Annotated in this window: 12 protein-coding genes; 2 read left to right on the top strand and 10 right to left on the bottom strand. The window is 46.5% G+C overall.

Annotated elements, in window-relative coordinates; genetic code table 11:
* Nucleotides 1-44 precede the first annotated feature (44 nt).
* The 7 genes from ACIDITHRIX25_RS91785 to ACIDITHRIX25_RS91755 form a co-directional block, all read right to left on the bottom strand.
* A complete protein-coding gene (locus ACIDITHRIX25_RS91785) occupies nucleotides 45-2,459 on the bottom strand; it encodes a glycoside hydrolase family 31 protein (protein ID WP_201732774.1) in 2,415 nt (804 codons plus the stop codon).
* On the bottom strand, nucleotides 2,459-3,358 hold the full coding sequence (locus ACIDITHRIX25_RS91780) for a carbohydrate ABC transporter permease (RefSeq protein ID WP_160291836.1): 900 nt from the start codon (nucleotides 3,356-3,358) through the stop codon (nucleotides 2,459-2,461). Before ACIDITHRIX25_RS91780 ends, ACIDITHRIX25_RS91785 begins: the two co-directional genes overlap by 1 nt.
* A 26-nt stretch (nucleotides 3,359-3,384) precedes the next feature.
* Nucleotides 3,385-4,341 carry a carbohydrate ABC transporter permease gene (locus ACIDITHRIX25_RS91775; RefSeq protein WP_052605943.1) on the bottom strand — a complete coding sequence of 319 codons (957 nt, stop codon included), beginning with the start codon at nucleotides 4,339-4,341 and terminating at the stop codon, nucleotides 3,385-3,387.
* Between the two features lie 1,420 nt (nucleotides 4,342-5,761).
* Nucleotides 5,762-6,343, bottom strand: a complete 582-nt coding sequence (locus tag ACIDITHRIX25_RS91770) for a signal peptidase I (RefSeq protein WP_152626046.1) — start codon at nucleotides 6,341-6,343, stop codon at nucleotides 5,762-5,764.
* A 420-nt stretch (nucleotides 6,344-6,763) separates the two neighbouring features.
* Complete coding sequence (locus ACIDITHRIX25_RS91765; protein ID WP_201732773.1) at nucleotides 6,764-7,369, bottom strand: hypothetical protein; 606 nt, start codon at nucleotides 7,367-7,369, stop codon at nucleotides 6,764-6,766.
* A gap of 1,448 nt (nucleotides 7,370-8,817) precedes the next feature.
* On the bottom strand, nucleotides 8,818-10,929 hold the full coding sequence (locus ACIDITHRIX25_RS91760) for a DEAD/DEAH box helicase (RefSeq protein ID WP_052605947.1): 2,112 nt from the start codon (nucleotides 10,927-10,929) through the stop codon (nucleotides 8,818-8,820).
* 1,125 nt (nucleotides 10,930-12,054) lie between these two features.
* Nucleotides 12,055-13,578, bottom strand: coding sequence for an MFS transporter (locus ACIDITHRIX25_RS91755; RefSeq protein WP_082058692.1), 1,524 nt, complete (start codon nucleotides 13,576-13,578; stop codon nucleotides 12,055-12,057).
* A gap of 133 nt (nucleotides 13,579-13,711) precedes the next feature.
* Between ACIDITHRIX25_RS91755 and ACIDITHRIX25_RS91750 the strand changes: the two genes are divergently transcribed.
* On the top strand, nucleotides 13,712-14,371 hold the full coding sequence (locus ACIDITHRIX25_RS91750; RefSeq protein ID WP_052605958.1) for a TetR/AcrR family transcriptional regulator: 660 nt from the start codon (nucleotides 13,712-13,714) through the stop codon (nucleotides 14,369-14,371).
* Nucleotides 14,372-15,840: 1,469 nt separating this feature from the next.
* Here ACIDITHRIX25_RS91750 and ACIDITHRIX25_RS91745 read toward each other — a convergent pair.
* The 3 genes from ACIDITHRIX25_RS91745 to ACIDITHRIX25_RS91735 all read right to left on the bottom strand — a co-directional run bounded on the left by ACIDITHRIX25_RS91745 (nucleotide 15,841) and on the right by ACIDITHRIX25_RS91735 (nucleotide 19,468).
* Complete coding sequence (locus tag ACIDITHRIX25_RS91745; protein WP_201732772.1) at nucleotides 15,841-16,773, bottom strand: LLM class F420-dependent oxidoreductase; 933 nt, start codon at nucleotides 16,771-16,773, stop codon at nucleotides 15,841-15,843.
* Nucleotides 16,774-17,114: 341 nt separating this feature from the next.
* Nucleotides 17,115-18,773 (bottom strand): serine/threonine protein kinase, encoded by a 1,659-nt coding sequence (locus tag ACIDITHRIX25_RS91740; protein ID WP_201732771.1) that lies wholly within the window; start codon nucleotides 18,771-18,773, stop codon nucleotides 17,115-17,117.
* A complete protein-coding gene (locus ACIDITHRIX25_RS91735) occupies nucleotides 18,773-19,468 on the bottom strand; it encodes a hypothetical protein (protein WP_201732770.1) in 696 nt (231 codons plus the stop codon). The genes ACIDITHRIX25_RS91740 and ACIDITHRIX25_RS91735 overlap by 1 nt, the downstream gene beginning before the upstream one ends.
* A gap of 548 nt (nucleotides 19,469-20,016) precedes the next feature.
* On the opposite strand from ACIDITHRIX25_RS91735, the gene ACIDITHRIX25_RS91730 reads away from it, so the two are divergent.
* Nucleotides 20,017-21,639, top strand: coding sequence for a hypothetical protein (locus tag ACIDITHRIX25_RS91730; RefSeq protein WP_201732769.1), 1,623 nt, complete (start codon nucleotides 20,017-20,019; stop codon nucleotides 21,637-21,639).
* Nucleotides 21,640-22,101: the final 462 nt, after the last annotated feature.

Genomic DNA, 22,101 nt, shown 5'->3' with positions numbered 1-22,101 from the left:
CTATATGACTCTAGCTGATATCTATCCATCTCATAACTGTCCAACTAGTGTTGGTGAATCAGTTGGATCTCTAGATTCACTACTGTCCCATCAGTTTTATGCAGATGGGCCTGAGTAGTCCTAGGCATTGGTTCGTCACAGATGAGCTTTGGCGCGGTCCCAAGCTCTGGGTTTGATGGAATATAGCGGTATCTAAATTCGTGACCTTCTTGGTAGATGGTGCTCTCACATTGAGGGCTTTCCCAAATCTCGATCTCCCAAGTATCGCTTGGGATCTCTCCGGTGTGTTGGCCTAGGGGTCCGAATGCTATGGCTGCGCCGCTTCGTACAAAGATGGGAATCTTGTCCAGCGGAACCTCCATCTCAAATTTCTTTGGACCAAGGTGCGACTCTCCACTCCAAAAATCTGACCAATGCCCAGATGGAAGTACCACCTCGACCGTCGCAGTTGGTGCGTCGTTTGAGAGGACTGCGACAACCAGTAGGTTTGATCCGATTAGAAATTCATGTTCAACTCGATAGAGGTCTAGATTTGTCTCGTCGGCGAAGATAAGTGGCCTTAGCATTGGCCACCCGAACTTTTCGCCTTCGAATGCCGCACTGATCAAGTTGGGAATAAGTTGATATCGAAGGTTTACAAAGCGTCTTACGATATCGCAGGCTTCTTCTCCAAAGTGCCATGGTTCTCTAGGCGTGAGACCGTGAAAGCGAGTTAAGGGAGATAGGGATCCAACCTGTGCCCATCTTATATATAGCTCCTTAGAGGGACCCATTCCATAGAAGCCGCCGACGTCATGTGACCACATTCCTGGAGCAGATAGTGCCCAGCTCAAACCACCCCTTAGGCTATTAGCGAGGCCGGCAAAGCTTGCTTCTGGATCTCCGCCCCACTGAGCTGGATAGCGCTGGGAAGATGCCCATCCACTACGACTCCAGACCAATGGGTTTGAGTCACGCTCTTCATCGATAGCCTCAGATACAGTGCGTGAATACCAAAACGGGTAGAGGTTGCGCCAATTTCTACCCGTCCTCCCGTCTGACATTAAAGCAGAGTCGGGAAGTCCTTCGCCGAAGTCACACTTGAGAACTGAGACACCAAGTGCAAGTAACTCCTTGTTCTTTTCTTTCCACCATTGGCGTGCGGCGGGATTTGAAAAGTCTAAAAGGCGTCTAGGTCGACCGTCTCTGGAGAAGGTTCGATCGACTTTGGCAGGTGCGCCACTAGAGTCGCGGACCAAGTACCCATTTTCTTTGGCTTCGGCGGTAATGGGTGATGCTTCATCTAGGTAGGGGAGTTCCCATAGTGAGATGTGAAAGCCTTCCTCCAAAAGAGTCGCCATCATCTCCTTGGGATCTGGATACTTCTCCTGCGACCAGATAAAGTCACAATTCAATCGGTCTAAAACAAGCCAGTCGGGGTCAATGTGCAAGACGTCGCATGGGATCTGATGGTCTCTCATCCCATGGGCTGCTTCCTCGAGAGAAGCTCGATTTGGATAACGACATCTAGACATCCATAGGCCAAATGCCCATCGAGGTGGGACTCGCATGCGACCAGTTAGTTCGGTGTAGAGGCTAAGGCGACTTGGCAGATCGACGCCAGCTATCAAAAAGAGATCAAGGCGGGCCTCCTCATTTGCCACCTTAAGAACGCTTGGATATGGATTTCCAACGTCGACTTTCATCGGTCCGGGGCCATGAACAAAGGCGCTATAGCCCCTTGAGGAGTGAAAGATCGGAGCTGGTTTATAGACGAGCCCCGTCCCAACCCCTAGGCCATCGTTGGCTATTAACTCGAATGAGGCGCCATTGTGGATAAAGGGTGTGAACTGCTCGCCAAGGCCGACTATGTATTCGCTGGGTTGAATTTCAAGCGAGAAGGTCGATGCGTTATCGCTAAAGCCGATGGTGGGTTCGAATGGAAAGCCAGCTACTTGACGGCGATTGCCACCGCCCATGGTCACTACGTTTCCAGATAGGTCGAGAAGTTCGAAGCTAAAAGGTTCTTTGGTAAGGCGCAAAGTTAGCTGGGTTGTCGAGATATCTAAGTGGGTGCCGGTCTCGACAAGTGTAACTGGTACGAGCTGCAGTAGTCGATCTATGAGAATCCCAAATTCTATACCATCGTAGTCATTTGTCTTGAGATGGTCAGGAACCATTGTGATTCGGATGGTATTTGGGCTATATGCACGAATATAGAGGCTCGCGCTTGCTCTTACCGTGGGGTCTGGTGCGTCGTCATCTGAATTGATGCTCGGAGCATTTGGCAGTAGTGATTCGAGCCCCTGCTTGTTTGGGGGCTCCGAGGTTATGATTCCTGCAACGTTTCCTAATGGTTGGTAACTTACGGCCCCGAGACGTAGCTGGACGCCACTGGCATCTTGGCTATAGCTCTCGATCGTTCTGATCAAAAAGTCGCCCTCGAGCTCTTTGGTATCTAATCTCTCAACGTTGGTCATTACTTTACTGCTCCTAGTGTCATTCCACTTATTAGACGCTTTTGAAAGACTGAGACTGCTAATGCGACGGGAACGAGTGCCAAAACCGTTGCGGCTGAGATAATTCCCCATGGGAAGGTATATTGGCCAGGATACAAAGCGATACCTACTGGAAGGGTTCGCATTGAGTTGTTGGTCATGAAAGTTAGAGCTAAGAGAAATTCATTCCAGTCGCCGGCGAAGATGATAAGGCCCGCTGTGACGATTCCAGGTACCGAAACCCTCAAGATGATCTTAAAGAAGGCGCCAAAATAGCCAAGACCATCGACCATTGCCGCCTCTTCAAGCTCCTTGGGGAGGTCTTGAAGGTAGGCATTCATTAGCCATACGCAGATTGGAAGGCTCAAAAAGGTATAGGGGATGATAAGAGCCCAATAGGTATTTAGGAGGTTGAAGTGGCGGAATAGGTTAAAGAGTGGAACGACAAGCGTTATAGGTGGCAGGAATGAAAATGCAAGGATGACCAGCAAGATCACCTTTTTAAATCTAAATCGTAGACGCGCTATTGCATATCCAGCAAAGGTACCTAAGATCAGGCTTGCCAAGGTGGCAGTTACGCTGACGACTAGGGAATTTATGTAGTAGCGACCAAAGGGTGCCTGGCCAAGGGCCGTTCGGTAGCTACCCAGTGTCAGCGATGATGGTATCAAGGTGACCGGCTGAGTTGTCAACTGGGCCTGTGGCTTTAGGGATGTTATCAGGATCCAAAGGACTGGAAAGAGGGCGTAGAAGCCTAGAACTATTGCACTAGCGTTGAATAGGCCCATTCGAGCTTTCGCCCACGCTCCTCTTTTTGATCGACGAACTGGGCCACTTTTATAGGCCCGCTTAGAGATCTTTTGATTTGGTATCTTTGTCATTGACATCTATTTGCTCAATTCGCTCTTTAACCCAGGGACTCTGGGCGGTATAGGACTTTTACATATAGGAATGCAAAGGCCGAGATCATGATCGCAAGGATAACCCCCATTGCAGAACCATATCCGAAGTTGAGGCCCTGTATTGCTTGTTGGTATAGGTAAAGTGGAAGGTTCAAAGTTGAGTAGCCTGGTCCTCCTAGGGTGAGGCCATAAATTATGTCGAATGCTTGAAGGGCTTCAACGGTACGAAGTACTAGAACAACCAAGATGGTGGGGCGCAACATCGGCATTGTAATCCTGGTGAACCTTTGCCAAGCGGTGGCACCATCGACATCTGCCGCCTCATAGACAGAGGCAGGAATCGATTGAAGACCGGCCAAGAATACTAAGGCTGCAAATGAGTTGACCTTCCAGATCGCCACGAGAAAGAGGGCGATTACCGCTAACGTAGGTGAACCAAGCCAGACAAAAGAGTGTGGTAATCCAAGGCGTTGTAGTACTCCGTTGAATAGTCCATAGTTGGGGTCGTACATAAAGCGCCATACAACTGCGGTGATAACTGTCGGCATCATCCACGGAAAGAGCAGGGCTGCTCGAAATAGACCGCGACCTCGAAACTCTCGATTAGCCATAAGTGCTACTCCAAGGCCTACCAAAGTTTGGCCAAGCACGCTCAAAATCGCATAAAAGAGGGTGAATTTGAGGGCCAACCAAAAGACATGGTCGTGGATCAATTGAGTGTAGTTAGAGAGGGTAAAGTTATGTTGAAGTGGGTCAGTTAGAATATAGTGCTGGAATGACCATGTAATAGTCTGAAGCGATGGATACAACAAGATCGCACAGAGTCCAAGAATTGTAGGGAGAATAAGCCAAAAGGCAAATCTTCGCTCCCTAGCACCGAGACTTTTTCCTCGCTTTTTTTTGCCGCTACTTACCATGGAACCAGACAAAGTCCTGGGTTCACTACGAGTAATTTCTTTCAACGATTCCCCTCCTACCATAAACCGCATTTTTTATGATGCGGTTAGGCAACCGCGTTGTTGATCTTGTTTTATGATCAATTAGAGGTTATCATCCAGCGGAGTTCGATCTTGACCTCCGTTGGTATGACCTCTGTCCTTTGAGCATAGACGAATCATGGTTCACTGTCAAACGACTTTGGCTTGGTTCGTGGAATTTATCATTGAGATATTTGAAACCAGTTTGGGACATCACTAATGTTATGCCAAACCCTACCGGCAGGACGCTGATTTTTATGTTTTGAAAGATATGTTGTTATTTAACGGGTAGCCGGGTTTCGGTTGCATGCACTAAAATACCAGTGTTTGCGCTCAGAGGGTCCCTATCGGAATTCTGACCCTAAACGAACAGGTGAAGGAATTCTTTTGCTCGAGGATCGCCTCGATTGAGTGCCAGCTTGACATAGGCGATATCTGGAAATCGCTTTTGTACGACTGTCTGCCTAGTTGGTTCGAAATCGTCAGCAGGCTACGATTTCACCGAAGGTGTAATGATTCTGCGGAATCAGTAAAGAAAGATGCCTGTTGACTTTCACCTCAAACGTCTTTTTGATCCAGTAGCTCTTGGTTGCTTGCGACTTTCTGGCCATCGCTGTTGTTTGACTGGGCGGTCGAACCTAACCTAAGAGAGGTACCTCTTCGTAGAATTTGTTATGGCCAGTTCGCTAGATTGAAATATTGTTAGACGATGTTTTCTTGGGCGTATTTTGGGTCGTCGTTCAACTCTTTTAGGATCGTAGTGCTAGTTTTCTTTTGATAGGTAGCTTTTCTTTATTCTTCGGGCTATTTTTTTTGGACGGAACTATCATCGCTTCATCAAAGTTCTCACTCCAAATGCCTACTTGCTTTTCAAAGAGTCAGAGTTGCTGTGATACGTAGGGTCTCTGTCGAAACCGAGGGGTTGGGGACTTCTCTTAAGTCATTGGACCACCTCGCTAAAATCTTTGAACCATCTAGTTTTACATGATCAGCTTTCTTTGTAATGCCGTAAATTGCGAACTTCAAGGCTAGAACAGGTCGATGATGGTTGGATTAGGAAGAATTTTCTTGGCTAGCATTGGCGGCTCTCTCTAGATCGCCCGTATAGAAGGGTTTTAGGAATGATTGTTTGAAGTGCGAGTTATGGGCGATCTTTTCGGGGGCGTTGGCTAGCTTCGTGGCATGTTGGAACGAGAATCTTTTTGGTGAGCCTTGTTTAAAATGAAGTTGTTTGAATGAAGTTAGAAGAGTGCAGCAAATCTTTACAGGGTTCTAGCTTGAGTAAGGTTCACATTTTGGTAAAAGTTTCTGGAGCTATTCGATCTTTGTGGATATTTGTGAGGTATCAAAGTGGCCAAGTGTGATTGCTCAATTGATCTTTTTGCGATTTAACATCAATTTGTATCTACTCGTGAAGGGCCGATCTTCTTGTGGAGGAGTTTGAAATGAGGTTCATGTCTTCCATATAAAATTGAACTTTTGGTGTGGATTTTCTTCTTCCCTTTGCACTTCCCCATCCAAAGATAAGTAGTGCTGCCAGCAGTGTGACCTTCAATCCAGGACTTAGCTCTAGTTGTAGCCAGTAGAGTCCGTAGCTGGGGGAATTGAATATTACCTGAGGAAAACCAAGATAGGGTATGACGAGTACGACCTTACCTACGATGTTATTAAGGGTACGCGGTGGCACAAAGACGTCGATCTTATTTTGAGGATTGTCACCCTTGGTTACGATTTGGCCGTTGCTTCGAATTGCCACTATGCGGTGTATCCAAAGCAGCCCATTGCCATGGAATTCGACGACATCTCCTTTTTTGTAAGTGTTCTCGTGCGAGATGAAGACCATGGACCCAGGATTGATTGTTGGATACATCGATGGCGTGGTTATATATGCGTGAGGATAGAAAATAAACGCACCAATCAAGACGGCTACTCCGAAAAAAGACAGCCATTTCGTGATTTTCCATTGGGGCGTGTTCTCAATTTGCAACTTAGGACTTCCTGTCAAAGCAAAGGTATGAATTCTCGGGTCTTGCGCTCTTTTGGCTAGAGATAATTCGGTTCAAGACGAAATTATTTTGTCATTCGATCGCATCGACCTTGAAAGCGGAGGAATTTTGGATCTTGATAGGCAAAGTATTTGGCTTCTCTCTAACTTTTCGCCATAATGGTAGTTTGAAAGCGATTGAACTTAGGACTATCTCAGCCTTCTTGGTCGGGATGGAAAATTATCGATTTTCATCAGTGCGACTAGCTCTCCAGATGATGAATTTCGTCGATTGGAGAGCTAGTCTAGGTAGTCCCAACTAGCACCTAAACTGGAGTTGGTTAGGACTAATCAACCACTTTCATTACCCCCGGATGTTGACTCCGAAGGGCTGATGGCGTCGTAGGTAACTGTAGCAGCTGACTAAGCGGAAGGCGTAGCAGTGACGGTGTAAGGGATATGAACGGTTGCTCCGTACCATGCATTTTGGATTGCAGTGCTACCAGTTTCGGCTGCCAGCGAGAACTTCAAAGTCACGCTCAAAGAATTAGCCGTGCTTCCAGTGCTAGATGCGGGTAAGGTGGCAATGTGAAGCACATTATTCCCGGTATTGCCAGAAAGAAGCGATTTGTAACTTTCTGTAACCGTATTAGCTGAGTTCGCGCTAGTGGGGTCTGGGTAAGTAACCATGAGTTGGTCTAGGTTGTTGGTTGCGCTCGTGGTCCCAGTAGGCGTTCCAATGGTGACATCAAAGCTCTCTCGGGTGTTCCCTGTGTTCTTTAGAGTGATCGTCTCTGTGCAGGGATTTCCGGAATAAGTCGTCCTATTGCTTGGTGGAATTAAGCCGCTACAACTGAAGCTTCCGTTAGTTACCGCCTCTCCCACGGTCCCACCTGTGAAAGTTGCAGTCTGTGCTGAGTTGGCGGAGAATTGTGTATGGGCTGGCGCGCCCCCGAAAAGTGCAAATGCAGTGCCACCTGTAACTGCTAATACAGCTACTTTTCGTGCAAGATGATTAATAATAAACATTTAGCTACCCCTTTAAATAAATGGATGAGTGGGTGCCGGTTTCGCTATTCGCTACACAGAATTAGAGCGACCAATTATGTATACTGTGTAAATACTTCACCCATTAGAGATTATATCGAATATATATTACACATAGAGACAAATTACTGTGAAATTATTAAATTCAGTATTCTCGTAGTGTATTTTCCTAAATGCAACTTGGTAGAAGATAAAAGTGGAGATAAAAGTCTAATCATAGAATGATTAATCTGGACCCGGCAGGGGTGACATGAACTGTTATCCCGGGAGATCGAGGATTTTTCCGATATTGAGATGGAGAAAATACGCGTCGAAATTTGAATGGTCATATGTTTGAAGTGCATGTTTCTCATAAAAAGGTAGCGATTTGATGAGAACAGGAGGATGGAACTCTGCTGCATTGGATAGACGCACTCGAGGATGATTTATCGATGTAGTGCCTGACATGCCAAATACTTGGACGGCACCCTTGCATATTAACAGTAATCCCACTTGCTAAATGGACGCTAAATGTTTGATATTTTAATCGTGTATTCATCAGAATTTGCTTGAATATTTATATAACGTATCAGTTCGATTTATTTAATTATTTATAAAACTAGAACTAAGCATTTGAAATTTCATGTATTTGATTGAATATGCTATCCGAAAGTTTTCATCCATGGTATCTATCTTTAGTGCCGAGTTGACTTGTTTATTCTGAGAGTTCAAAAAATGACATTCGGATTGGGGTCGTACATAAAGCGCGTGGTGGTACTTTTAAATGCTTGTAGGCTATCTGCCAAAGTAAGATTCCTCGGCGCATGCTCAAAGTCGCACCTATTTATCATGCATACATTAGGTGTTTTGGCACGATCTGTTTTATTACTAAAGGGAACGCCCAGCGGGACTATGGGAGTTTGCCATTTTGGCGGCCCTATGTGGAGGTCGTTAATTGACGAGCGGTGAATGCACTTGAATGTATGTTGTGGTCCAAAGATTCTGCCAATGGTGGTCCAGAGAATCAAAATAGTCAGGCCAAAGCCTTGATCAATTTAGACTAACCCGTACCAATCTGTAACTGTAGGGTTGGGAGTCATATCTTTGACTAACGCTATTTTCTTGTATTTGCACTTTAAAATCAAGTGTTAAGTAAATATCAAGTTTTAGTTCGACCGCTTTGGGCCTGTATCTACGTTTCCTGGCGCCGGGAGATATAGTTTTCTGCTCGCAGCCAAGATTGGAGATAAAGCGAAGCCTTTTATGGGCAAGCATTTTTGATTAGTTCAGATGGTTTGTATCCTCCTAAAGATAAAAGCACTTTGTGATCATCTGGCTACACATGGCCACTGTTTGGAGCGAAGTGCGGGATATGGCGCCTCGGTACGATTCGAGACGCTCGTCGCTAATCCAAATGGCAATGGTTCTGGAATAATTCCCAGCTTTATTTGTCATGCTCTTCGATGAATCAGCATCGGCAAAACCATAGTTGCCCCTGCTTCGAGGATCTTGGCTGCGGCGATAGTGATGGGCCAGATCGATGATGTTGCATCTATGACTAAAAGCACTGATTTACCGGTCAAGGAAGTCTTTTCTTCGAGGGTCAATTGTATCTCGCCTTGCCATAGAGCTGCCTCTTGGGAAGAGGATGCATCGGGCGACAATTTAGGGATGACTAATTGGTTGAATTGAAATCTCTCTAGCTTTCCGACTCTGGCGATATGGTCTGCTAGGCCATCAGTCAGCGCCGGATAACCCCCGGCAGGTAGCGATGCAGCTATTTGGGGTCGAGATCTCCAGCTTGACTTCCATTCGACCATCGTGTCGATCGCTAATTTACAAAGTGTTTCACTTGGTCCTTGATCGATTCCAAATGCCTCGGTAAGTATCTCTTGCCATTGCGGTGAATCTGCAAAGATTAGGGTACGTCCAGCTTCTGGTAATAGATGGCTTGGAATTCTCCCTCGTTTTCCAAAGACTCCGCCTGGCCACATCTTTCGGGGTTCTAAGATCAGGGTTTGGCGCCTCAGAAATTGGGTAATGATAGAGATGGCCTCTGGACTCACCTCCATCGAAAGCGGCTCGGGTAGTTTTTTGATACAGACCGAGCATCTATTGCACGCCTTTGCTTCAGGATCGTCCAATGACTCCTGTAGGAGCTGCATTAGACAGCGCTCCTGTCGGGCATAGGCTTTCATGATTGCAGATTCGCGTCGCCTAGCTGAAATGATTTCATCGATATGAGATTGATCGAAGTCGTAGCCCTTATTGGTCGAGCGCCAACCTTTTTCGCTTCTTTCAACAGCCTCTGCTACATTCATCTGCTTTAGGAGGAGCTCGACCATGGAACGTCTAATTCCAGTCTCTGCCTCTAGGGCTGGTATCGTCATAGACTCTTGATTGGGAGATTCTTCGAGCGCCTTGAGGAGCTTTTCGATTTGATCACCCTTGGGAAGGTTTGATGTAGCAAAGTATTCCCAGAGCCTCTCATCACTCTTGGATGGCAGCAGAACCACCAATGCGTGTTCTATTGCTCGGCCAGCTCGTCCAATCTGCTGGTAGTAGGAGACAGGCGAAGAAGGCGATCCGACATTGATAACAAAGCTAAGATCGGCTTTGTCGTAACCCATTCCAAGTGCCGAGGTGGCAACTACGGCTTTTAGTCTGTTGTTGCGAAGGTCATCTTCGATGACTTCTCTCTCAGACGAGGGCATTTGGCCGTGGTAGGCCTCTATTTGAATGGTATCTTTATGTACAGCCCGAATGGAGTCACATAGTGCGATTGCATCCGAAACGGTCAGGACATATATTATCCCTGATCCAGGAAGTATCGGGAGATGATCTGCGACCCAAGCATATCTCTCGATAGGGGAGAGGTCATCTATAACGGCCAGTTGAAGACTTTTTCTGGCAAGTGGTCCACGCATGACCAAAGTGGAACTTCCCAACTGCTTTGCGATGTCACTTGTGACTCTTTGGTTAGCTGTTGCCGTAGTTGCCAAGATCGGGGTTGTAGGTTCTAGCGTGCTTAGGATCTTTGCAATTCGTTGATAATCGGGTCTAAAGTCATGGCCCCAATCTGAGATCGAGTGGGCTTCGTCGATCACTAAAAGTCCTATATCCTTTGCGAGTGCCGCCAGGACCCTCTTTGAGAAGGCTGGATTCGCGAGTCGTTCTGGAGAGACCAAGATAACGTCGACCCTGTTGTGGGTTATTTCGTCTTCAAGTTCGGGCCAAGTCTCACTATTGGAGGAGTTCAAGGTGATAGCTCGGAGGCCTGCTTTTTGTGCCGCTGAAACTTGATCTCTCATCAGCGATAGTAGGGGAGAGATCACAAGGCTAGGGCCGTGGTTGGCGGCCCGTATGATTGAGGTTGCAGCCCAGTAGACTGCAGATTTCCCCCATCCAGTCGCCTGAACCACTAAGACGCGCGCTCCTGGAGTGCAAAGGGAGGCTATGGCTGTAGTTTGGTCGTCGCGAAGGGTTGCATCTGGCCCAGCTAGCAGCTTTATGACTTGGGTAGCAATCTCTTTTTGTTGGGGGTTTAATTCAATTGGCACCATAGTGATGCTAGATCCATAATGAACTAGTTGAACCCTAATCAAAGTCTTTGGGATCGCTTGCGAACTTGAATCTCACCAGGAGATAGGGTTCCCGATTGGGTTTTACATTTTGAATATTACTTCGGTTGATTGCCTGCACGAGGAAGCGCCTTGTCGCTCAGAAGGTGCAGCAAGGTACTTTGGCAGTTTCGTTTTAGGTCAATTCCCATCTCGCGCTCGGATCGTTTTTTCTAAATGATTACCTGGTGTAGGATTCTTTTGCGGTTAGCCTTGTCGATCACATCGAATTGATACTTCAGCGTGATGAGTGGTTTGGCGGTGTGGTTCAATTAGATCTAAATAGCCGAGGAGTAATGGATTACGATCCGAGGCTGCAGATCGCCATGAAGCTTGGTGGCTCCAAATAGTAATTAACAATTTAAATCACCATTTGAAAATGCACCATGTAGACATAAGACGATTCTTGAGTCTCCTCCAGACCTAATTCAAGTCGGAGACGTTTTTCACCTATCACACGGGCATTATTTTGGCTTAGCATGGCCGGCTTTCCCCTTTGCAAGAAAACCCGGCTGATAATCTTCGCCCTTAAACAAATTGTGACGATGTAGAGTTCTTATTCAATTTTGAGCTTTAAACGGTTCCTGCCATTTTGGGGCCAATTGAGTTATGGACTCAATAGGGGAGCTTTGTCTATCTGAGGTAGATAATAGGTTTATGGACGTCCCCTAAATCTATTTACTCGTAGGATTTCAATGGACAATTGCTAAACAAATTAAATTCCAAGTGCCTCTTGACCTGGTTCTTAGGCCTCGATCGTAGGTCTGGTTCATTGATCTGATCGCACTTTTTATCCTTTTTGGATTTGGTAGCCAGTTTCTTGCAAGAAACGACAAAAGACCCACCTAGAGATCGATTATCTCTCAGTGGGTCTTTTGCCTCTGGATGAACTGTATGCGAAAAGGTTAAGTTGATGAGGTTATGGTTACGTTTGCTTTATTTTAGGCTTGATGTCGCCTTTGAAATTAGTATCAATAACGCCATGGTTGACCATTTTCTGAATTGGAAATCTTTGAACTGGAATACACTATGGGCCAATGGCTCGGTCTTGCAGATCTGCATAGAGCACTAAATGCCAGCGTGTACGAACTCGCCTTCGGACAGCTCTTGTTTTCCCCACTGTAGAACAATTAGCGAGACGACTGCACCTGCAACAAAGATCACTGCAGACCAACGGAACGCTGTTACGTAGCTATGGATTCCTGCTTGAGCTAGCAAAAGCTGGTTTGGAACCTTATGAGCCAAATACGCAGTTGCTGTAGTTGCAGCGAGAGTGTTAAGAAGCGCTGTTCCGATGGATCCACCGATCTGCTGGGAGGTATTTACCGTTGCGGAGGCAACTCCTGCATCTTCGGGGTCGATTCCAGCTGTTGCTGCGTTCATCGACGGTGCGAAGATGAATCCCATCCCGGCTCCAAGAACCAGTAGCGCAGGTAGGATCACAGATACATAGCCCGAATGGAGCGAAATCCTAGTCAGGAGCATTAAGCCTAAAGCTGCAATTAGCATTCCACCAACAACCATGGGCTTTGGCCCAACCCTAGGCAAAAGGACTGCGGTTCCAACTGCTGCGACGACCACTAGGACCGCAACCATAGGCAGGAAGGCGACACCAGTCTTGACTGGAGAATAGCCAAGCGTCGACTGCAAGTAGTAGGTCAGAAATAAAAAGACGCCGAACATCCCAACTGCTGCCAAAAAGACTGCAATGTAGGATCCGCCTCTGGTTCGATCCAAGACGACTCTCATCGGAAGAAGGGGGTGCTCGACTCTCTTCTCGATAAGCACGAAGGCAACGAGCAGTACGACGCCAATTGCCAAGAAAGCGAGGGTGATTCCATTTGACCAACCAGCTGTTTCGGCATGAGAAAAGCCATAGACCAACGAGAACATTGAAATAGATGCACTAAGGACTCCGGGGAGATCTAGCTTCTTCTTTTCGAGTTTTTCATCATGGCGAAGAAATATAACTGCACCAAATGTTGCGGCGATAGCAAAGACTAGGTTTACATAGAGGCTCCATCTCCAAGAGAGATATTGGGTCAAGAAACCACCCAGTAATAAGCCAATAGCTGCTCCACCACCAGCAATTGCCCCAAATACACCAAAGGCCTTACCTCGCTCTTTTGGATCAGAGAAGGTGGTCGTAAGTAAGGAAAGCGCTGTTGGAGCTAGAAGGGCGCCGAAGGCTCCCTGCACTACACGTGCACTTACTAGCATCGGAAACCCCGTAGCGGCTCCACCGATTGCTGACGCTACGGAAAAGCCTATCAATCCGACGAGGAATACTCTCTTGCGACCAAAGAAGTCAGCGACACGTCCTCCGAGCAGAAGGAGACTACCAAACGAGAGGGCGTATCCGGTTACGATCCATTGGCGGTCTGCGGTTGAAAAGGCTAACGCCTTTTGAGCTGATGGCAAGGCGATATTTACGACTGTTGAATCTAGAACTACCATCAACTGTGCAAGAGCAACTACCGCAAGGATCCACCAACGTCTGTTGTAAATATGGTGCGCTAGCTTCTCTGCGTGGGTTGCATCTGGTCCCAGAGCGTATCCGGGGCTACCCGGAGCATCTATGGATGACTTCAATTTAACTCCTTATTAAAGCATATGGAGAAGTTATCTCCACTTACTAACAACAACATAGACGTAAATGGAGATATTCCCTCCGTTTATGACTAGATTGTTAATTGTGGAAAAAGACCCTGAATGTTCCTTCGACTTGGAAAGCCGCAATGTTGAGCGATCCCTTAGGCGCGATGCCAGCGAAAACCGCGTGCGGATCCTGGAATCTGCCAGATCTCTCTTTGCTGAACGAGGTTTAGGTGTCACCCTAGATGATATAGCACATAACGCCAACCTTGGGGTGGGCACCGTTTATAGACGATTTCCTAACAAGGATCTCTTGGTGCAGGCTCTGTTTGAAGAGGCTGTTTTAGAGTTAATTGAAGTCGGCCGTCATGCTCTGGAATTTGAGGATGCTTGGGAGGGCTTTTTATTCTTGCTGAAGACCATGTTGGACATGGAGACAAAGGATCGAGGCCTTCGCGAAGTTATTTTAGGAAATGACTACATAGAAGGTCGAATTACCGAACTTAAAAAAGAGGTCGGTCCATTGATCGAAGAGATAGTTCGTAGAGCGCAGGATCAAGGAGGTCTCAGAGGGGATTTCCATGCTAATGATGTTCCTGTTATAGCCGCGATGGCGGGCGCCGCACAAGAATATAGTAAGAGTGTTTCGCCCAATCTCTGGAAACGCTATGTTGCCATAGTTTTAGACGGATTACGTGTGGATCGGCCCAGCCTTACTCCGATGTCAGAAGAGGCTCTGGACCAGGATCAGCTTATCCATGCAATGATAAATTGGAAAGCTCGTAAGTAGCAAGTTCTTGTATCTAGCTAATCTTCAAGTCTCGGAGATATCGTCTTTTAGCTAATTAAAAATATCGCTCTTAGAGTATTTTGGTTTTGGGAATTGGATTTAATATAATTTGGATATTGTCTAGATCCTATTGCTTTAATTTGACCGAAATCTTTTAGTATCGATGTTGAGAAATCTCTTATCCGTATCCTAGCAATTTATTCCGGTGCTCGAGTGCTAAAGCACCTAATATCTAGGGCACTAAAATACCCGTCTACCAAGAGACTTGCGAAGAGTTCTTCGCTTCGATGATTAAATAATTCGGTCGACCATTGTCTCGATCAATTGATAGGTTAGCTCGCGATAGAGGTATCGGTTATCCGATCGATCTCGAGAAATTCCAATACTTTTATCTCAAAGATTTTTTTGGTGGCTGATAGACATTCCAGCTCTATTGCTTTTTCATAATTTAGTTTTTTATGTTTTTCAAACAGGATGTGGAAACACTTGGCCACAATGGCCCCAACACGTTTGAGTTGGTGGCCCCACTCAACTTTCAATCATAATGTCGCGCTATGAGAGGTTTGGTGGTTGTTGAGAGATCTCAAGGAGATCGTTAGATTGCCCTAAGCTTTTAGAGCGTGGCGTGACATTACCATGGGTCTTGTGATTCATGTACTAATTGGCGTCTTATCAGCTGTTCATTGGCTCTACCGATAGGGTACCTATCAGTCTAGACTTCAAGCATGGCGCCTTGAGGGTTGACGTAGATGATTGTTGGTTGACAGACATTGTCGATCTTGAACCTGTTTAGATTTTTTGAGTTTAGGTGGTCAGACTCATCGAAGGCGATCTCTAAATAGATGTTGCTTGGTGTAATAAAGCTGATCCGAGCCAATTAATTGATTTGAAATTTATCGTTTTGAGTCTTGCCATGACAGTCCAAGCCAACTTTGCGGGCACAACTTCAACGAGGACTATTGCTTGGGACTATTCGATTTTTTAACGATTTCGTTATCCCGTCTTATCAATGTAGGGGCTGCACACATTAGCAAAGAGCATATTTGGTATAAATAGTGCGATATAAACGATTACTACTAACCCTATATTGGGTTGCGATAAGAGATGTGGTGCGGCATGAATGTGGCAATATGTTTATGATTATAGTTTTTTAAGTTTTTCAATTTAGATGTTTGTAGGTATAAAGGAGCCAAATAGCTTTGATGATTTCACGATAAGAGGACCTATGAGGCGTGTTTCAATCGAGGTGTGGTACTTATGATTGGTAAAACCACTGATTCGTATAGCTGTATCTGTGCTAACATCATCATCTGTTTGGTGAACAAATAGGAACTAGGGTCTGGTTATTGTATCCGAATGTGGAATTCGCGGAGGAGAACCCTTGGGTTGGCCAACTTTGAGGGTAAAGCTGGCCAAATTGTGTAATCTTGTCTAGGTAAAAATAGCCCGGAATGTTCTCTTGTTGCTAGCTATGCTAGCTGTTTTATTAGACCATCACTGAGGTCAGCGAGGTGATCCAAGTCGTTGAGGTCTAGGATTTGCAGATAGATGCGCTTCGCACCTATCGCCCTGTAGCTTTCGATCTTTTCAATTATTTGAGCGCTCGATCCACAAAGTCCATTTTCGCTCAAGTCGTCAACACTTCTTCCAATTGATGCGGCTCTTCGCTTTAGAGTTTCGGAGTTGTTGCCAAGACAGGTCGCGAGTGCCACTGAATAGATTATTTCCGATGGAGATCGATTTGCTTGGTCGGCCGCATTGCTCACCGCGTCGAATTGTACTTTGCAATCTTCAACTGAAGCAAATGGTACGTTATATTCCTGAGCGAAGGCGCCAGCTAGTGCAGGTGTTTTTTTGGGGCCACGTCCACCTATTATTATCGGAGGATGTGGCTTTCGCACTGGCTTGGGCAATGCTGGTGAGTTTTCAAGTGAGTAGTAGCGGCCGTGATAACTAAATGTTTCCTCGAGACTTGTGCTCCAGAGCCCAATGATGATCTCTAGTTGTTCCTTGAGACGGTCGAAGCGTTCGGCGGTATCTGGAAAGTTGATTCCATAGGCGCTGTGTTCCTGCCCAAACCATCTAGCTCCGAGTCCTAATTCCACGCGACCATTGGACATCTCATCTACTTGGGCAACTGATATTGCAGTTACACCGGGTGTTCGAAATGTCGCTGAAGTCAAGAGGGTGCCGAGTGCTATGGTAGAGGTCTCTCGTGCTATTGCACCTAGTGTAATCCAAGAGTCTGTGGGACCTGGGTTCGGTTTGCTGTCGCCCATCCTTAGATAGTGGTCGGATCTAAAGAAGGCGTCAAAGCCAAGTGCTTCAGCACTCTTAGCAACTCTAAGTTGCGTCGAGTAAGTAGCCCCTTGTTGGGGCTCTATAAAGATTCGTAGTTGCATTGTTCTACGTTAGTTGATGCTCGGCGTCTATTGGTTGGAGCTGATTAATCCATTTTTGTCTTGGCTAAAAGAACCCCGAGGTGGCTAAAGATATCAGCCTCTGTTTTTTTTAGCTTTTTAATGAGATATTCGGAGATGGATTTCATTGTTTGCCATGAGCATGCGTGTATTAGATCTAGGTTAGGTAAGATTTGCGATTACCTAAGGGAGAGTCTTGCCGGGCGCGGCTGCATTGGTTTGAGGGTTAGAACCACGAGTTCCAAAAGCAAATTGGTATTACTTGATGTCACTTTGTTGTTGAGCTGTTTTGGCAACTGGACCATTGATGAAATCGGAAAGTGTTATCGACAGATGGGTACTCTTGGGTCGTAAAAGCGGGTTCCTTCGAGTGGACCTGACGTTTTGCCGTTGTTATAAAATGCGTCAGCCGTCACATAGAACTTTCCGTTCCACGGAGGTGAGACGATGCGATACCACCATACATTGGAGTCTTGAACTTGAAATCCAGCGATTCTGCAACTGATTGCAAGTGTTTCCCCAATCTTTAGACTGGGACCTGGCGTTCCGTTTGCTGTCTGGTAGTTTTCTATAGTCTGAGCGGCACCTCCTGGAGTCTCAAGGTAGAGTGTTTGACCAGTAAGTAGGCTCTGCTTGGTCGTGAGCGCTATGGGGACTATCGTTGACTGTAGGCCTGAGTTAGAACTTTGGCTGTTCGTGCCGATAATTGTCAGGCTTCCGGTAGTTTCACCTTTTATCCCGTGGTAACTGAGTTTCCATTTTGAATCCTTTGTCCCAGCGGGACAGGTCAAGGGGATTATGAAGTTACCAGTGGGATCGGCTATGACTTTTTTGGGATATAGCAATGGGGTAGTGCCACCGAGAATCTTGACCGAAAGTGTCTCTCTGGCTTTTGCTCCTGTACCGATTACGGCACTATTGATGCCATCGCAGGTGATCACTTGATTTAGGGGCTTTGGCTGAACTTCTGCGGCCAATTTTGAAGTCGATCCGTCGCGGATTGCTAGTGGAAGGCTAAGTAACGCCAGAACGACAACGGCAGCACCAGAGGTAGAAGTGATGATACGCCGTCGTCTACGTCGATGGCATTCGAGGAAATTAGGGTCGATGAGTTGTTCGAGGCGGTCAGCCCAGCGAGTTAGATCGCGGTGACGCAGTGAAGGGTCTATTTCAAGTAGAGAGGTGAGGTGTTGTGCCAATAACTTTGGATCTAAGAACTCTAAATCTTGAGCACGTTCCTGAATCTTCATTTGGGTAAATGCGGAACTTTCGACTGCAGGTGGTTCTTCAAAGAGGATCCAATAGGCAAGCGCGCCTATGCTCCAGACGTCAGAGACCTTTCCCGGCTCTCCAATTCCTCCAGTCATCTCAGGAGCACGCCATCGATAGGTACCGACACCACGTGTTTGATCGGAGCCCAGATGTGGACGTGCAGTTCCAAAGTCAATTAGGATCGCTTCGCCCGACTCCGAAATTCGAATATTTGATGGCTTTATATCTCGATGGACGATACCTTCTGGAGCTAAGGGTGTCTTGAGGGAGTGAAGATAGGCGACCGATCGTGCGACCTGTGCGACCCATAGAAACCCTTGTGAGAGTCCACTGAGCTTGACTGCATTCGCGAAGGTCTCTCCGGGTATCCACTCTGAAGCGCTATAGATGACGTCAAAATCTTCGTCTCTCGGATCGTCGATATCAACTAAAGCAGTTCCTATAAAGCTTTCGTAGTAGTGCATTATCCCTGGGTGGTTAATTCCAGCCAGTGTTGACATTCGCGCGAGAAACTGTTCGTATTCATTGAAGGTTATATTTGACTGAAGTTTAAGGGCTATTTCATGAGATACCCCTTCGATCTCACGAACGCCACGATAGATGAGTCCCTCGCCTCCCTGGGCGATTGCAACTGGGACGCCTTTTTCAAGTTCAACTCGATAACGACGGTGATCTCCAATTGGCCCGGTCCACAATTGATCATATGACATCAGAGGTCAACCTGTTGGTTCTCAACTGGTATCGCATGGACGCGGATCGCCTCGACTACTGCGACTCTCTTGTCTGCAATGTCTGGAAGCGGTATATCGAGTTCGAACATTCGTAGCCAAATACTATATAGGATCTCGCGGACAGTATTTGGGTGTCGGTTTAGAATTGCTCCAACCTCGGAATGGGTGGCGGGTTCGAGTCGCCCCCGGCTTATTGGTCGATAGTATTCGGTCAGAACGCGCACTTGGATCTCGCTCAGCTGTAACTTGAATCGTTGAGTTGGCGGATCACTCGATGGAACGTCTGCTTTTGATGGATAAGAGAACCGTCCTGCAACGTTTAGGACCCAAGGAGCATTTGTTCCGTGGATAATAACGTCGAACTTTGGTTCACGAGGACTAAACCCCTCGCCAATTGGAACCTGTCTTTCAATTGCTCCAGTTCTGACAACCAAAGCACGATTGCCTTGTTCATCATTTGCTTCGATGTAGATCCTGCGGTCGCTAACAAAGAGATGGCCAGCAACTCGTGGCACCGTACGATCAGGCAGGGGAGCGTATCCAAAACGTATCTGACATTCGCTTGATCTTCCAAAGGCGACCCGGCTACCAGCATAAATAGTTACAGAATCAACTCCATGGGGAGCTTGAAAAATTACACCTGCTGCTGTATCGGTTTTAGGTCCATTGTTCACTGTGATTGGTATTATACATACTCTAAGTGAGGACAGGTATCAACAGATTTGTTATTTCGGAATTTAGATTCAAAAATCTTGACATATGACTTCGGCTCACCTTTGATCTCTGGGGAACTATTGCTAATTTATGTGAACTCTTTTTATCATACATGAAGTTCTATTCGTTGGTTGGATCCATGAGTACTTCTTCCTATAAGCATCTTATACTGGCATTTAGACCTGGTTAAGTTGTGCTTTTGGGAATCTGTTGGCAGGGTTTTTACGAAGTTGTTTTTCCGGACTCTAGAAGAACTACGATTGGATACGAGCAATGATTGTGTGAAGGTCAGGACCGATTAGATCTGGAACAAGAGTCATTTGAAAGTTGCGCTAGCATTTTTGCAATCCTGCAATAATTTCCTTATTTATTGGCTTAGCGCAAAAGATTGGTAGTAGATAGCCATGTAATCTTGGTGTTGCTGTAGTCTCAATATATTGCGATCGTTGACGATGTTGATGTAGTGACTGCCATTTCATAAAATTCGGTCTTCTTAGGAAAAGATGCCATGCCTCTTTCTGTTTTTTTCTCTCGGAGTCGTAGACGTGCGACCGGGCTGATCCTTCTCTTTGTGATTACATCTCTCTTGAGTTCATGCGGGATTGCCACAGGAGCAAAGGCAAATTCGATAGCAAGTTCGACTGTATTGACCCTTCAAGGACAGTCACAGGTGCGGTTTGGGGGCAGTTCAGCCTCTGCCGCGAAATGGATAGCCACCACCATCCTGCCAAAGGGCGTCGATGAGAAGGTCTCGGCTCTTACCTGTATTTCCCCTTCGCTCTGTCTTGTTGGGGGTAATAGGGGAACTCTCTATGAGTTCAACTCAACTATCAATAAAAGCCAAAGCGTCAGTACCTTCGACAAAAGCGCAGTAACTGGCATAAGTTGTTCATTGGAGGGCTTATGCCTAAGCCAGAATGCAGACCGAGGGTTTGTCGTCTTCGATAACACCGGTGGTGTTCTAACCAAGGTGGGTCAAGGCGTGCTGCCTAGCCCCTTGGGCTCGAATTCGATCTCTTGTTCGGGAGCAGCTAACTGCTTGGGCGTTGATCGATACGGCAGAACCTACATTTTCTCAAGCGGCATTTGGACCAAGGGAACTAGCCAAAATTTACCAAATAATGCCAAGCGCTATCTTTCTTGTTTTTCTCCTGGATTGTGTCTTTCGATAGATTCGCTCGGTAATACCCGTGTTTTATCGAACAACGACAAATGGGGCGTTGTAGAAAAGGTTAATCTTCCCAAAGGTACTGTTATCAATGGGCTTTCATGTGCCAACTCTAGCTTTTGCATGGCTACCGATTCCTCCGGTCAAAGTCTTAGCTTCGTGAATGGCATTTGGTATGGTCCTACCTACATTTCCGGATCGAAGGGAGCTGCAATTATGGGGATCTCTTGTTCGAGTCGCAATTTCTGTATCGCGATCGATCGTGGCGGCTTTGTCTATAGATACGCTTTTGGCCGCTGGCACCAAAGGGTCAGGGTGGACGCTGCCAAGGGCGCCTCGCTTAATGGGGTTACCTGTGTTGGGCCGAACCTTTGCATTCTGATCGACAACAAAGGCAGATCATTTGTAAGTCGGGTTTTCAACTACTCGCTTTCGACATTGAGTTCTGGTGCATTAGGATCATTCGTTCCTCTAGCAACACGATCATCGTCTTCCCCGGCGCCTTCAATTGAGATTTCAAGTGGTGCTGGCGGCGCACCGACTGTTTCCTCAGCGAGTTTTTTAGTCTCGGGCTCTACGGTGATAGGGAATACTACTTCTGATCCCGGAATGCTTGGAAATATCTTTGCCCTTGACTCTGTCCCTTTCAACTGGATGGAATCAGAATATTGGAAGGTCGACTTGACAACAAGCAGCACTTTGACGCTCACCTATGTAACCCCAGACCCATCGTCTGTTCCACTTTTGCAACTCGTTGGCCCTGACATAGCCAATCACGCTATTGCTAGCGCAAGTGGTCTCAACTTTAGTGGCGTTCCAGATGGCAGCCACATAAGCAGTGCTGGCAGCTATACCTGGAATTTGAAGGAGCCTGGAGTCTATGTGATTGCCTTAGGCCTTGGAAATCTCCATGGAAGCAGCGGACCTTACAAGTTCTCGCTCAAGCTCACGAGCACCATTTAAATAGCACCACTTAGTAGGCGTGTGGTCTTATTATTCGTCATAAGTTGGAGATGTCATCGCTTTCATTTTGGCGAGTAGTACCTGAAGAGCGAACGCAGATGACAGACTGGTTTTTCAGGTGGCATGGTCTTCAAATGAGACTCTGAAGGCACTACTGGCAGATGAAGCCTATCGTCAGATGAAGCCTATCGTCAGATGAGGTTTATATAAAAGTAATTTATTGTTGTCGCTATGATTGTCGTTTTATCTATGGAGTGGCGTCGACCATTTGCTTTTGTCGATTCTGACCAGGTAGTACCCCCCTAAATCTCGCACCTAAAAGGATAGAACTGCGTTTTTCTCGAGTGTTGTGGCCAAAATACCTAGCTTGTCTTTTTTTGGCTTTATGGGTCACACTGCCTAGCCCTTTTTTGTTGGTGGCCTTAGCTTTGTTTGATTGGCTCTATCTGCCTTTGAGGCGAT

It is taken from the genome of Acidithrix sp. C25 (assembly GCF_904848545.2).
The sequence above is the reverse complement of the archived record's forward strand: the minus strand, read 5'-3'. Positions and strand labels throughout refer to the sequence as shown.